Raw genomic sequence first — 12395 nt, forward strand, 5'->3', positions numbered from 1 at the left:
CTCACACGCGCTTAGTCGTCGAGCTCACCCGCCTGCGAACGCAGTTCGTATTTCTGCACCTTGCCGGTGGAGGTCGTCGGCAGCGGGCCGAACACGACGGTCTTGGGGCATTTGAACTTCGCCATGTGTTCGCGGCAATAGGCGATGATTTCTTCTTCGCTGGCTTCGTAGCCATCGCGCAGCTGGATGAAGGCACAGGGGGTTTCGCCCCATTTTTCGTCGGGTTTGGCGACCACCGCCGACGACGCCACCGCGGGATGGCGCGAGAGCACGCTTTCCACCTCGAGCGAGGAAATATTCTCGCCACCGGAGATGATCACGTCCTTGGCCCGGTCGGCGATCTTGATATAGCCGTCGGGCTCGATATAGCCGAGATCGCCGGTGTGATACCAGCCATCGGCAAAGGCTTCCTCCGTGGCTGACGGATTCTTGAGATACCCCTTCATCACGATATTGCCGGCGAATACCAGCTCGCCCATCGTTTTGCCGTCGTGCGGCACGATCTCGCCGCTGTCCTGATCCACCACCGTCAGCGCCGCCTGGGTCGGGTAGCGCACGCCCTGGCGGCCATTCAAACGCACCCGCTCGTCGAGGCTGACATCGTCCCAGGATGCGTGCTTGGCGCACAACGCGGCCGGGCCGTAGGTTTCGGTCAGGCCATAAACATGGGTGAGCCGAAAGCCGATTCGTTCCATACCTTCGATCATCGCCGCCGGCGGCGCAGCGCCCGCGACCAGCCCGTAGACGGTCTGCTTGATGCCGTCGAGCTTTTGCGCATCGGCATTGACGAGCATGGAATGCACGATGGGGGCGCCGCAGTAGTGGGTGACGCCGTGCTCGGTCATCGCGTCAATAATCGGATCGGCCGCGACCTGGCGCAGGCACACATTGGTGCCCACCTTGGCCGCCAGGGTCCAGGGAAAACACCAGCCGTTGCAGTGAAACATCGGCAATGTCCACAGATACACCGTATGCGTGGGCATATCCCAGGCCATGGCATTGGTCATGGCGTTGAGATAGGCGCCGCGGTGGTGATAGACCACGCCCTTGGGGTTGCCGGTGGTGCCGGAGGTAAAGTTCAACGAGATGGCGTTCCATTCGTCGGCCGGCAGCTGCCAGGCAAAATCGGCGTCGCCTTCGGCGACCAGCGCTTCGTATTCGATCTCGCCGATCGGCGCTTCGTCGCCGTCGTAGACCGGGTCGTCGATATCGACCACGGTGGGCGGATTGTCGAGTCGGCTGACGGCATCGGCCATGACCGGTGCGAAGGCGCGATCGACGAACACCATCTTCGCTTCGCCGAATTCGAGCATGAACGCCAGCGTCGCAGCATCCAGGCGTACGTTGAGCGCATTGAGCACCGCGCCGATCATCGCCGGGGCGAAATGCATTTCATAGGTGGCCGGGATATTCGGCGCCATGATGGCCACGGTGTCCCCGGCGCCAATATCGCGTTTGGCCAGCGCGCTGGCCAGCTGACGGCAACGGGCATAGGTTTCGCCCCAGCTCTGGCGCAGTTCGCCGTGAATCAGCGCGGTGTGCTCGGGATAGACTTCACCGGCCCAGGCCAGAAAACTCACCGGCGACAACGCCGCGTAGTTGGCCGCGTTCTGCGGCAGGCTCTCGAACGGATTGGACTGGCTCATCGTGAAAGGCTCGTACGGGTATGAGCCGTACATGCTGCCATAACCACGTATTGTTGAGCGTGCTTAGCCGGGCAGCGTGACCGTGTAGTCCGAGCCGGTGACCAATGGGAAATCGGCCTCGTTGGCCTCGGCCACATTGACGGTATAGGTACCGGCCCGCGTGCCGGCATGCGCGCGCACTGCCGCTTCGGCTGCAGCTTCGAAAGTGTCGGCATCCACGAGATGTTCCTCGCCGCCGATTTCGCAGACGAAACGCATCATGGGCTTGTCGATCGTCGCGTGAAAATACGCTGCTAGCGCAGCTGGCTGTCCTTGCTGCCGCGGCGATTGAACGCCGCATTGTGACGGTAATTGTGGTCCGCCTCTTCCTGGCAGGCCACGCACAGCTGCACGCCGGGGATCGCCTCGCGCCGGCGCTGCGGAATTTCGTCGCCGCATTCGGCACAATATTCCAGACTCTCGCCCGCCTGACCCAGCCGTGAGCGGGCAAGCTCCACACCTTCGGCGACAGTGCTATCGATTTGTTCCTGAACGGCGCCTTCGCGCGCCCAACCGGTGGCCATCGTATTCTCCTCGACATGGCGAGAACGATCAGCATTACCCATGCGCGGCGTGGTTTCAATACGCCTTTTCACCCACCTCGCGCGCTCACGTAACGAAAACCAATGCCCCGTCGGCCTGTGCCCGGGCGCATCACCCGCCTGTACGGCGACGCCCATAGACTGGTCAAATTTTAACCGCTTCGTCATCGGGCCTTGTCCGCCGGGCGTTCGCAGCATTCGCGCACGGCTTATCCACAGCTTCGTCCAGCGCCGATGTGTAAAAAGCCGCATCATGAGCCATGGCCGGCGTTCGCACGGCCACCCGCATTACCCACAGGCCGGCCGCCACATCGGGACCGGTTCATATCTGCGGGCTTTCATTTTCATCTGCCGAGGACGCGCCCGATGGATGCGCAATGGCTGACCAGCAGTGCCACCACTTTCTGGATGGTGCTGCTCTCCGCGATCGGAATCTATATCGCCCTGCTCGTGCTAACCCGGCTGACCGGGCTGCGCAGTTTTTCCAAGATGTCGAGTTTCGATTTCGCCACCACGGTGGCGTTCGGTTCGATCATCGCCTCGACGCTGCTATCGAAAAATCCGCCGCTGGCGAGTGCCGCGTTCGGTCTGGCGGTGCTGTATGGCCTGCAATACACAGTCTCTCGCGCGCGCCATGCCAGCCCGGCGATCCAGCGGCTGGTCGACAACGAACCACTGCTGCTGATGGCCGGGCGAGAGGTGCTGCACGAAAACCTGGCAGCGGCGCGGGTGACCGAAGATGACCTGCGCTCGAAACTGCGCCTGGCCGGTGTCAACGATCGCAACCAGGTGCTGGCAGTGATCTTCGAGACCACCGGCGACTGCTCGGTCATCGCCGGCGACGATGCGATCGACCCGTGGCTTGTCAAACGGGTACGCGGTGCCGAACGGCTGGCGCATCTCGTACGTGGCGAGGATTGCCCGCCCACGCGCCCTTGAAAGCCCGGCGAGTCGAAACGATGTACTGGCGTTGCCCGGTCGCTGCTGGATTTCCATGCCTGTAAAACTGTCCGCCTTGCCTGTACTGATCGCGCTCGCCACGGGCGCCTTTGCGATCGGCACCACCGAATTCGCCACCATGAGCCTGTTGCCGTTCATCGAGCACAGCCTGGGGATCGATGCACCCACCGCCAGTCATCTGATCAGCGCCTATGCGCTCGGTGTGGTGTTCGGTGCGCCGGTGATCACGGTGCTCGCCGCGCGGGTCGCACGCAAACCGTTACTGCTGGTGCTGATGTCGCTGTTTGCGCTGGGCAACGCCCTGAGCGCGATCGCCCCTGGCTACGGTTCGCTCATGCTGTGCCGGTTTCTGGCTGGCATACCGCACGGCGCCTATTTCGGCCTTGCTTCGCTGGTGGCCGCGTCGGTGGTCGACCCCGCCCGGCGCACCCAGGCGGTCGGCTACGTGATGCTCGGGTTGACCAGTGCGACCGTGGTCGGTGTGCCGCTGGCCACCTGGCTGGGGCATGCCGCAGGTTGGCGTAGCGGCTATTGGGTGATTACCGCCATCGCCTTGACCGCGGTCGCGCTGATCGCCATTTATGCGCCCCGCGACCGCGCCGCCCAAAACGCCAGCGCCATACGCGAACTGGGCGCGCTTGCTCGGACGTCGGTCTGGTTGACCCTGGCCATCGGCGCGGTCGGCTTCGGCGGCATGTTCGCGGTGTACACCTATGTAACCTCGACACTGGAACAGGTTACCGGCATGTCCGAACAATGGATTCCGCTGGTGCTGTGTATCTTCGGGCTGGGCATGACGTTCGGCAACGCCGTCTTGCCACGATTCGCCGACCGCGCACTCATGCCTACGGCCGGCGCGCTGCTGGTCTGGAGTGCGATTGCCCTGGCCTGTTTCCCACTGACCGCGGGCAATGCCTGGTTGATTAGCGTGAACGTATTCTGTATCGGCATCGGTGGTGCGCTCGGACCGGTATTGCAGACCCGCCTGATGGATGTGGCCGGTGATGCACAGAATCTGGCCGCCGCGCTCAACCATGTAGCCTTCAATATGGCCAACGCGCTGGGGCCGTGGGTCGCGGGCCTGGCACTGGCTGCCGGTTTCGGGCTGCGTTCGACCGGCCTCGTGGGCAGTCTGCTTGCGCTGGGTGGGCTGGCGATCTGGATGATCGCCGTTCTGCATGCCCGAGCCCGCACACGCCTGTAGCATGCAAGCAGCGGCCGCGCCATAATCGAAGTCTCGACGGCCGTCGCCTCACCACGCGGCGGCCCGCAACATCCCGAACGGTCCACACGGGCCGGGAGATCGCCATGACCCTTCGTATTCTCGCCATTACCTGTGTCTTGCTCGGCGTAACCGGCAATGCGTTTGCCCAGCGCACGATTACCGGCAGCGAGCGCGCCATCAGCGGCAGCAATCGCGCGATTACCGGCAGCGAGCGTGCTATTACCGGCAGTGAACGTGCGATCGACAATGACGACACATCGCGCTCGGGCAATATGTCGGTGATCGACAGCAGCGACAGGCGTACCAACCTCGGCATATCCGCTGGCAGCAGCAGCTATTCCAGTGGCGTCACCAACAGTGGCCGCGTACGCAACAGCCCGCTCGATACCCGCCGTAGCCAGTTCGAATCCGAATCGCGGCCCTTGAGCGACAAGATCGAACAACGTCGCAGGGCCTTCGAGTCGAGCGACAACTAGCGCAAAAAAAAACGCGCCAGGCAGAACCTGGCGCGCTTTGGGTCTACGGCTTCGCGGCCTTGGGCCGCCGCCGGCGACAGGCTAGTCCTTGAGCTTGTCGCGGACCTTGTCCTTGGCCTTGCCGACCTTGTCCTGGACCTTGCCGGTCTTGCGTTGCGCCTTGCCTTCGGCTTCTTTTTCTTCGTCGCCGGTCACCTTGCCGACGCCTTCCTTGACTGCGCCCTTGACGCGGTCGGCCGTACCTTTCTTGCGATCATCATCGACCATGGGAGTACTCCGTAAACGTCGGCGCGCGCTCGTGCGTGCCGAACGGTTGGATTCTCGGATACAGCGGCCACGCCGCGGCCCAAGGGCATAGCGGACGGCGACTGCATACGGCGGCACACCTGCCGCGCAGACACATGCGGGATTGCATGTGTGTTCGATTACTTTGGTCCGGTTTTGCAGGGTGCAGTATCCGGTCGATTACGGAGCCGGCCACGCTTGTGGACGCTGCTTTTAGAGCATGCGATCGAGTGTGCGATCGCGGCGTACGACACGATGAAACAGCGCCCCGGCGATGTGCAGCGTCACCAGCGCCAGCAGCATCCAGCTCAGCCAGTAGTGCACGGCCGATAGCACCGGCGCGATCGCCGGCGATTTGTCGATCGGACTCCATACCGGCAGCACGCCGAACCATTGCAGCGCAAAACCGTGGGCATTGGTGGCGAGAAAGCCGCTGATCGGCATGCCGATGAGTACGAGATACAGCGCCCATTGCACGCTGTCGGCAAGCCATGCCTGAGCGGCCGGCATGGGTTCGCGGGCCGGGGTTTCGGTGAGAAAACGCACGCACAGGCGCGCGAGCATCAGCCAGAGCACGAGAAAACCCAGCGACTCGTGCCACAGATAGAAACCGGTCTTGGCATCGTCGCGCACAAACGAAATCACCTTGCCCAGCGGCCATATTGCGAACACCAGCACCGCCACGAGCCAGTGAAACGCCTTGAGCAACGGATGAAACGTGGCGATCGACGAGGCGCCGCTCATGGCCGGCCCCCGTTACCGATCGCGCAAGGTATGCCTATGCGTTCAGCCGAAATGATAGAAGGCGAGTTTGTTGCCATCGGGGTCACGCACGTAGGCGCCGTAGAATTGGTCGGGGATACGCTGGCCCGGCTCACCATCACACTGCGCACCAAGCTCGATGGCCTTGTGGTAGATCGCATCGACCGCGGCCTTGGAACCGGGTGGAATGGCGACCATCGTGCCGTTGCCCGGATGTTGCGGCTGTTCGTCGTAGGGTATGCACACAGCCAGCATGGGCTCGCTCATCTTCTGGCCGATGAAGCAGATACGCCCCATATCCAGTAGAACGCGCGCGTTCAGATCCGCGAGCAGGTCCGTATAGAACGCTTTGGCACGGGTCATGTCGCTTACGCCGAGGGTCACATAGCCAATCATTCGTCACTCCTTGAAAGACTGTATCGAGCCTACACCAGTCGCGCGGCGAACGGATGCAGGGGCTTTTCATTTGCCTTGTACGCAAAGCACCGTAACCTACGCGCTTGGCCCGGGCGCGGCGCATCGACGCTGGTTCGTATACGCCGCCCACGACAAGGACGAAACGTTGGCTCCGATCATATCGATTCGCAACCTGGAAAAGCGCTACGAGTCGGGCTTTCACGCACTCAAGGGCATCGACCTGGATATTCCCGACGGCGATATCTTCGCCCTGCTCGGGCCCAACGGTGCCGGCAAGACGACGCTGATCAATGTCATCTGCGGCATCGTCAATCCCAGCAGCGGTACGGTCGAGGCCGGCGGCCACGACATCATCCGCGACTATCGCGCCGCACGCTCGCTGATCGGGCTGGTTCCCCAGGAGCTCACCACCGATGCCTTCGAAACCGTGTGGGCGACGGTAAGTTTTTCGCGCGGGCTGTTCGGCAAACCCAAGAACCCCGCACATATCGAAAAGGTGCTCAAGGATCTGTCGCTCTGGGACAAGCGCAACGACATGCTCATGACGCTCTCCGGCGGCATGAAGCGCCGGGTGATGATCGCCAAGGCGCTGTCGCACGAACCGCGAATCCTGTTTCTCGACGAACCCACGGCGGGGGTGGACGTGGAACTGCGACGCAGCATGTGGGACGTCGTGCGCTCGCTGCGCGCGCATGGCGTGACCATCATCCTGACCACCCATTATCTCGAAGAAGCCGAGCAGATGGCCGATCGCATCGGCGTCATCAACGCTGGCGAAATCGTGCTCGTCGAACAGACCCACGAGTTGATGACCAAGCTCGGCGAAAAACGGCTGACCTTGCAACTCGAGACACCGATCACGCAGATCCCGCACGCCCTGAATGCGCATCGGCTGGAGCGTAGCGACGACGGCCATGCACTGGTCTATACCTACAACGCCAACGACAAGCGCACCGGCATCAACGCGCTGTTTCGCGATCTGGACCACGCAGGCCTGCGCCTGCGCGATGTCGACACCAAGCAAAGTTCGCTGGAAGAAATCTTCGTGGATCTGGTGAAAGCTCCGACGCCCCCGGACACAAGGAACGACGCATGAACCTCCACGCCATCGCCTCGATCTACAAGTTCGAAATGGCGCGCACCTGGCGCACGCTGTTTCAGAGCGTGGTCTCGCCGGTGATCTCGACGTCGCTGTATTTCGTCGTGTTCGGTTCCGCCATCGGCTCGCGTATCAACGAAATCCAGGGCGTGAGCTACGGCGCGTTCATCGTGCCGGGGCTGATCATGCTCTCGCTGATGACACAAAGCATTTCCAATGCCTCGTTCGCGATCTATTTTCCGAAGTTCATCGGCACCGTCTACGAGCTGCTATCGGCACCCGTGTCTTATGTGGAAATCGTGATCAGCTATGTCGGGGCGGCGGCCACCAAGTCGGCCGCACTGGGGCTGATCATTCTGGGCACGTCGTTCTTCTTCGTGGATATCCACATCGCGCACCCGTTCATGATGCTGCTGTTCCTGGCGCTGACCGCGATCACGTTCAGCCTGTTCGGCTTCATCATCGGCATCTGGGCCGACAATTTCGAAAAACTCCAGATCGTGCCGCTATTGATCGTCACGCCGCTGACGTTTCTGGGTGGCACGTTCTATTCCATCGACATGCTGCCGGCGATCTGGCAGAAGATCACCCTGCTCAATCCTGTGGTCTATCTCGTCTCCGGGTTTCGCTGGAGCTTCTACGACGTGGCCGATGTCAACGTCTTCGTCAGCCTGGGCATGATCGGGGTGTTCCTGGCCGCCTGTCTCGTGCTGGTGGCCTGGATCTTCAAAACCGGCTATCGCCTGAAATCGTAGAAACGCCACGCACGGCGCGGCCTCGCGTCAGCCCGCATCGGCGACCTGATACTGGATCTCGATGTTCTTGCGCCCCCATTCGAGCGCGCGCTTGCGTTTCTTGAACAGGATGTCGATCTTGTTGCGCCAGCGGCGGTGCATCTTGTCCTGCACGGTATAGGTGCCCGGCAGGCCCTCGACGCGCACCTTGGTACCGTGCGTGAGCCCCAGCCGGATGAGGTCGCGGGATACGGCGATCGCCTTGTCGCCCGGCTCGAGCTGATCGCCGAAGGCGGTGAGGCCGATATTGCCCTGCTTGGTTTCTTCCTCGGCAAGGGTGAACGAAGTCGCCGTCACTTCGAGCGTCTGCCAGCCGGCGTCGCTATCGGCCTGGCTGCTCGAGCAGCCGAGTACCCCGATCGCGAGCGCGATCCCCACGAGCGCGAAGCGGCGCGGGTATGGCCGTTGGTCGTCTGGCACGGTCGCCTCCTTGCCGGTCACTTATATTCGAAGAACATGTCAAAGCAAAATTAATACCATGTTCTCATCAAGATAGCCGAATCTGTTGAGATGTTACCTGCGATTGCTTGCGATCAGAACGGCGCTATCTCTCGGTCTGCACGGTATTTTTGCCGGTCGCCAACGGCGTGTCGGGACCACCCGCGTGAAGGCTGGTTCGTGGCGGCTCGCGCCCTCGCGAACCGCAACGCCGAGCTTTCCTGATCGGCGCTCAGGGCAGCAAACGCCAACCGTTATCGCCCTCGTTGACGCGCACCGTGGTTGTTTGAACCCGACGCGCGTCGGCCGTGACGATGTCGTAGCGCATATCCAACTCGTAGTCGTCGTGCTCGAGCGCGCGAGACTCGAGAATTTCGACATTTTCGACATGAATGTCCGCGGGATCGGGCGCGCCCATGGCGCGCATGAGATCCACGCCCGATTCGCCGCCGAGCGCGCGCATCGTCGATTCGGCACTATCGAGTTGTTGCCTTAGCTGGTTCTCGAGCAAGGGCGCCACATCGTCTGCGTCGGGCGCGCCGGAACAGCCGGCAAGCACAAGTACTACGCAGATCACCGCCAGGAGAATGCCCGGCTTCGATACGAACGCGGCGCCCGGACCTTTCATTTGCTTCATCTGACCAATCCATCGGTTATTCATGAGATTAGAACGCCACGGCTGAATGTCTACCAGCCGGCGATGCTACCCAAGGCCGGCCCAAGCGATTAAGCTTGCCCAGGGGGAACCTACGGGGCGATACGGCAGTCGCCGCCAGCGGCTACCTGCGGCCATCCGACCGACTTCGGAACGAATCAATGTTGGGTCGAAAGAAACTCTATTCGGCGATCGCGCTGGCGGGCGTACTTGTGCTCGGTTTTATTGCCACCAGTGTGATCAGCTATTTCCTGGCCGAGGATTCGGTCAGCGGCCATATTGCCGATTAGACACTGCCGCTGACCAGCGACAACATCTACTCGGAAATCGAGCAGGATCTGTTGCGTTCGGTGCTCATTTCATCGCTGATGGCGCACGATACATTGCTGCGCGACTGGACTATCGACGGCGAGGACGAGCCCGAGAAGATCGTCCGCTATCTCAAGGAAATCCAGCAGAAATACGACACCACCACGGCGTTCTATGTCTCCGAAAAGACACGCAACTACTACCACGCCGACGGTGTGCTCAAACAGGTATCCCGCGACGACCCGCAGGACGCCTGGTATTTTCGTGCACGCAAGCTCAATGCGCCCTACGAAATCAATGTCGACACCGATACGGCGGATCTGAGTCGCCTGACCATTTTCGTCAATTATCGCGTGACCGACTATCGGGACCGCCTGATCGGCGTGACCGGTATCGGGCTATCGGTCGACTCCGTGGCCCGGCTCATTGCCAATTACCAGACCCGCTACGACCGCGAAATCTACCTGACCGACCGCCAGGGGCGCGTCACCCTGCGCGGGCCCCATTTCGTAGGCCCGGACACCCTGCGTGACCGACCCGGCATGCAGCATATCGCCACCACGATCCTGGCCAACCCGAGCGCATCGGTGAGCTATGAAAACGACGACGGCCGGCGTGTTTATGTCAACAGTCGCCTGATTCCGGAGTTCAACTGGTATCTGATCGTGCAGCAGGCCCAGTCGTCGACCGAGGCCCGGGTGCTGGGTGCACTGCTCATCAACATTGCCGTCGCCCTGGCCATTGCCGCACTCGTGGTCGCGCTGGGCTGGTATGCGGTACGCAACTACCAGCAGGGGCTGGAGCAGATGGCCGGCACCGACACGCTCACCGGCTGCACGACCCGGCGCCTGTTCGAGGCCATCTTCAATCAGGTGCGTAATCATGCAATACGCAACAATGCGCCGTTGTCGCTGCTGGCGATCGATATCGATCATTTCAAGCAGATCAACGACCAGTACGGGCATGCCGCGGGCGATCTCGTGCTCTACACGCTGACCGATATCTTCCGCTCGCATCTGCGCGACAACGACACCCTGTGTCGTTGGGGCGGCGACGAATTCCTGATTCTGCTGGGCGATTGCAGTCTTGCCAATGCCATACGCGTGGCCGATGCCATCCGTGCGGCCGTCGCCCTTCATCCCATGCGCGCCAGCGAACAGATCATCGACTGCACCATTAGCGTGGGTGCGGCCGAATACCAGCCCACCGAGGAGCTGCGGTCGCTGGTTGCACGGGCCGATCTGGCCATGTACAGCGCCAAGCGCGACGGCCGTGATCAGGTTGCCAAGGCCTGATTATCAACCCGACATAAAAACAAAAAAAAAACGGTCCGCGGATGCACGCGAATAAACGCGAATACAAGGCGGTGCTTGACTATGTGAACAGTCGAGCAGGCAGCGTAAACAGCAAACCATCTGGCCTTTAAGGCATCTGTCTTTCACCGTATTCGCGTTCATTTGCGGACAACCTGCTGACTTGATCGCACGCTTAATCGGTGCGAGTTGCTGGGTCGGCGCCCCGGCGCGACGTCGTCGGTCACCCATATTGCGACATCGACGGTTTTTCTTCGTAAAACAAGGAAAACGGTCCGCGAATGCACGCCAATAAACGCGAATACAAGACAGCCGCTGATGATGCGAACAGGTGGCGCGAACAGCACAGCGACCGCCTTCGCGCGCTCTGTTTCTTGTCTTATTCGCGTGTCTTCGCGTTCATTGGCGGACAACCGACTGGCTTGCGCGCAGCCAACTGCGTTTCATCCACAACCAAGCCCACTTTTACTGTTCGATGGCGTTAAAAAGCACTGCCCAAGTCACTGTTTGTCGCCGGATTGGATTAATCGCGCATACCAGTCGCGTAGCCTGACGTCGGTGGCGACATCGGCTTCGGCCAGTCGGTCGCGAAATACGGCGGTGTCCTGACCGCGATAGTGATAGGGATAGACCACCGCCGGCGCAAAATCGGCCACGGCATCAGCCGCCTGTTCGACGCCCATCGTATAGGGCAGGTTCATGCACACGAAGGCGACATCGATATCCTCGAGCGCACGCATTTCGTCGATGCCCTCGGTATCGCCGGAAATATAGATGCGTTTGTCGGCCAGTGTGAGCACATAGCCGTTGCCCCATCCCTTCGGATGATAGGCGTCCTCGCTGGGCGGCAGGTTGTACATGGGCATGGCATGAATACCCACGCCGGCATCCGTGTGCACCGTCTCGCCGTTGTCCATGATCGTCTGTGCATAGCCGTAGTCGTCGCCGATTTCATCGGCCACCGACTGCGGCATGACCACCAGCGCGCGGCGCAGATCCAGCCCGCCGAGCGTGGCCCGATCCAGGTGGTCGCCGTGCGCATGGGTGAGCAACACGATATCCGCCGTGCCCAGCCCCGCATAGGCGCCCGCGCCCTGGGTCGGATCGACATAGATCGTCTGCCCGTTCCATTCCAGCACGAAGCTCGCGTGTTGAATCGGATAGAGCGTAACGGGGCCCTGGGCGGTTTGCGTCGCCGTCTCGCCCTGCGGCGCGGCCGTTGCGCTATTGGCCGCGAAAACCAGTAATCCGATCGAAAGCATGGATGTGAAAAATTTCATCAGCGATTTCTCCCTGCAGATGCGCAGGCCCCCAGCGTAGCGCCAAACCGAGCCGTCTCAGCAACTTTTCATGCCAGCGGCAATCACGGCGCCATGACCGATGGCTGCGCGTGGGTGCCCGCCTTCGCTAGAATGGCCCAAGCCACGAACGCTCG

At 61.5% G+C, this 12395-nt stretch carries 16 protein-coding genes; 7 read left to right on the forward strand and 9 right to left on the reverse strand.

The window, feature by feature from the left end:
* Nucleotides 1-11: 11 nt before the first annotated feature.
* From S4A8_RS14850 to S4A8_RS14860, 3 genes are all read right to left on the reverse strand, one after another.
* Nucleotides 12-1646 carry an acyl-CoA synthetase gene (locus S4A8_RS14850; RefSeq protein WP_353179799.1) on the reverse strand — a complete coding sequence of 545 codons (1635 nt, stop codon included), beginning with the start codon at nt 1644-1646 and terminating at the stop codon, nt 12-14.
* A 63-nt stretch (nt 1647-1709) separates the two neighbouring features.
* Entirely contained in the window at nt 1710-1907 is a 198-nt protein-coding gene (locus S4A8_RS14855; protein ID WP_353220723.1) for a hypothetical protein, read from the reverse strand.
* Nucleotides 1908-1939: 32 nt separating this feature from the next.
* Nucleotides 1940-2209 carry a DksA/TraR family C4-type zinc finger protein gene (locus tag S4A8_RS14860; protein ID WP_353220785.1) on the reverse strand — a complete coding sequence of 90 codons (270 nt, stop codon included), beginning with the start codon at nt 2207-2209 and terminating at the stop codon, nt 1940-1942.
* A 384-nt stretch (nt 2210-2593) separates the two neighbouring features.
* On the opposite strand from S4A8_RS14860, the gene S4A8_RS14865 reads away from it, so the two are divergent.
* The 3 genes from S4A8_RS14865 (at nt 2594) to S4A8_RS14875 (ending at nt 4888) form a co-directional block, all read left to right on the forward strand.
* The gene (locus tag S4A8_RS14865; protein ID WP_353220724.1) at nt 2594-3166 is read left to right on the forward strand and encodes a DUF421 domain-containing protein; all 573 of its coding nucleotides are present in this window, start codon (nt 2594-2596) and stop codon (nt 3164-3166) included.
* Nucleotides 3167-3221: 55 nt separating this feature from the next.
* On the forward strand, nt 3222-4391 hold the full coding sequence (locus S4A8_RS14870; RefSeq protein ID WP_353179793.1) for an MFS transporter: 1170 nt from the start codon (nt 3222-3224) through the stop codon (nt 4389-4391).
* Between the two features lie 104 nt (nt 4392-4495).
* Entirely contained in the window at nt 4496-4888 is a 393-nt protein-coding gene (locus tag S4A8_RS14875; protein ID WP_353220725.1) for a hypothetical protein, read from the forward strand.
* An 81-nt stretch (nt 4889-4969) separates the two neighbouring features.
* Here S4A8_RS14875 and S4A8_RS14880 read toward each other — a convergent pair whose 3' ends face one another.
* From S4A8_RS14880 to S4A8_RS14890, 3 genes are all read right to left on the reverse strand, one after another.
* Nucleotides 4970-5155, reverse strand: a complete 186-nt coding sequence (locus S4A8_RS14880; protein WP_353220726.1) for a CsbD family protein — start codon at nt 5153-5155, stop codon at nt 4970-4972.
* Nucleotides 5156-5386: 231 nt separating this feature from the next.
* Nucleotides 5387-5917 carry a cytochrome b gene (locus S4A8_RS14885; protein ID WP_353220727.1) on the reverse strand — a complete coding sequence of 177 codons (531 nt, stop codon included), beginning with the start codon at nt 5915-5917 and terminating at the stop codon, nt 5387-5389.
* A gap of 42 nt (nt 5918-5959) precedes the next feature.
* Nucleotides 5960-6331, reverse strand: a complete 372-nt coding sequence (locus tag S4A8_RS14890) for a VOC family protein (RefSeq protein ID WP_353220728.1) — start codon at nt 6329-6331, stop codon at nt 5960-5962.
* Nucleotides 6332-6497: 166 nt separating this feature from the next.
* On the opposite strand from S4A8_RS14890, the gene S4A8_RS14895 reads away from it, so the two are divergent.
* Together S4A8_RS14895 and S4A8_RS14900 are read left to right on the forward strand one after the other, a co-directional pair.
* Nucleotides 6498-7448 carry an ABC transporter ATP-binding protein gene (locus S4A8_RS14895; RefSeq protein WP_353179783.1) on the forward strand — a complete coding sequence of 317 codons (951 nt, stop codon included), beginning with the start codon at nt 6498-6500 and terminating at the stop codon, nt 7446-7448.
* Nucleotides 7445-8206: an ABC transporter permease gene (locus S4A8_RS14900; RefSeq protein ID WP_353220729.1), complete on the forward strand. Its 762-nt coding sequence runs from the start codon at nt 7445-7447 to the stop codon at nt 8204-8206. Before S4A8_RS14895 ends, S4A8_RS14900 begins: the two co-directional genes overlap by 4 nt.
* A 27-nt stretch (nt 8207-8233) precedes the next feature.
* Here S4A8_RS14900 and S4A8_RS14905 read toward each other — a convergent pair whose 3' ends face one another.
* Nucleotides 8234-8665, reverse strand: coding sequence for a 3D domain-containing protein (locus S4A8_RS14905; RefSeq protein WP_353220730.1), 432 nt, complete (start codon nt 8663-8665; stop codon nt 8234-8236).
* A gap of 250 nt (nt 8666-8915) precedes the next feature.
* The gene (locus S4A8_RS14910) at nt 8916-9320 is read right to left on the reverse strand and encodes a hypothetical protein (RefSeq protein ID WP_353220731.1); all 405 of its coding nucleotides are present in this window, start codon (nt 9318-9320) and stop codon (nt 8916-8918) included.
* Between the two features lie 179 nt (nt 9321-9499).
* Here S4A8_RS14910 and S4A8_RS14915 point away from each other — a divergent pair, with 179 nt between their 5' ends.
* Nucleotides 9500-9628, forward strand: a complete 129-nt coding sequence (locus tag S4A8_RS14915; protein ID WP_353220732.1) for a hypothetical protein — start codon at nt 9500-9502, stop codon at nt 9626-9628.
* Between the two features lie 24 nt (nt 9629-9652).
* On the forward strand, nt 9653-10942 hold the full coding sequence (locus tag S4A8_RS14920) for a sensor domain-containing diguanylate cyclase (protein ID WP_502950749.1): 1290 nt from the start codon (nt 9653-9655) through the stop codon (nt 10940-10942).
* 518 nt (nt 10943-11460) lie between these two features.
* On the opposite strand, the gene S4A8_RS14925 is transcribed toward S4A8_RS14920, so the two are convergent.
* Nucleotides 11461-12240, reverse strand: coding sequence for an MBL fold metallo-hydrolase (locus S4A8_RS14925; RefSeq protein ID WP_353220733.1), 780 nt, complete (start codon nt 12238-12240; stop codon nt 11461-11463).
* Nucleotides 12241-12395: the final 155 nt, after the last annotated feature.

Source organism: Salinisphaera sp. S4-8, from assembly GCF_040361235.1.
Taxonomy (GTDB): domain Bacteria; phylum Pseudomonadota; class Gammaproteobacteria; order Nevskiales; family Salinisphaeraceae; genus Salinisphaera.

Bases quoted from the DNA above. Each gene is read 5' to 3' on its own strand.
- S4A8_RS14850 (WP_353179799.1), bottom strand. From the start codon at position 1,646: ATGAGCCAGTCCAATCCGTTCGAGAGCCTGCCGCAGAACGCGGCCAAC.
- S4A8_RS14855 (WP_353220723.1), bottom strand. From the start codon at position 1,907: ATGATGCGTTTCGTCTGCGAAATCGGCGGCGAGGAACATCTCGTGGAT.
- S4A8_RS14860 (WP_353220785.1), bottom strand. From the start codon at position 2,209: ATGGCCACCGGTTGGGCGCGCGAAGGCGCCGTTCAGGAACAAATCGAT.
- S4A8_RS14865 (WP_353220724.1), top strand. From the start codon at position 2,594: ATGGATGCGCAATGGCTGACCAGCAGTGCCACCACTTTCTGGATGGTG.
- S4A8_RS14870 (WP_353179793.1), top strand. From the start codon at position 3,222: ATGCCTGTAAAACTGTCCGCCTTGCCTGTACTGATCGCGCTCGCCACG.
- S4A8_RS14875 (WP_353220725.1), top strand. From the start codon at position 4,496: ATGACCCTTCGTATTCTCGCCATTACCTGTGTCTTGCTCGGCGTAACC.
- S4A8_RS14880 (WP_353220726.1), bottom strand. From the start codon at position 5,155: ATGGTCGATGATGATCGCAAGAAAGGTACGGCCGACCGCGTCAAGGGC.
- S4A8_RS14885 (WP_353220727.1), bottom strand. From the start codon at position 5,917: ATGAGCGGCGCCTCGTCGATCGCCACGTTTCATCCGTTGCTCAAGGCG.
- S4A8_RS14890 (WP_353220728.1), bottom strand. From the start codon at position 6,331: ATGATTGGCTATGTGACCCTCGGCGTAAGCGACATGACCCGTGCCAAA.
- S4A8_RS14900 (WP_353220729.1), top strand. From the start codon at position 7,445: ATGAACCTCCACGCCATCGCCTCGATCTACAAGTTCGAAATGGCGCGC.
- S4A8_RS14910 (WP_353220731.1), bottom strand. From the start codon at position 9,320: ATGAAGCAAATGAAAGGTCCGGGCGCCGCGTTCGTATCGAAGCCGGGC.
- S4A8_RS14915 (WP_353220732.1), top strand. From the start codon at position 9,500: ATGTTGGGTCGAAAGAAACTCTATTCGGCGATCGCGCTGGCGGGCGTA.
- S4A8_RS14925 (WP_353220733.1), bottom strand. From the start codon at position 12,240: ATGAAATTTTTCACATCCATGCTTTCGATCGGATTACTGGTTTTCGCG.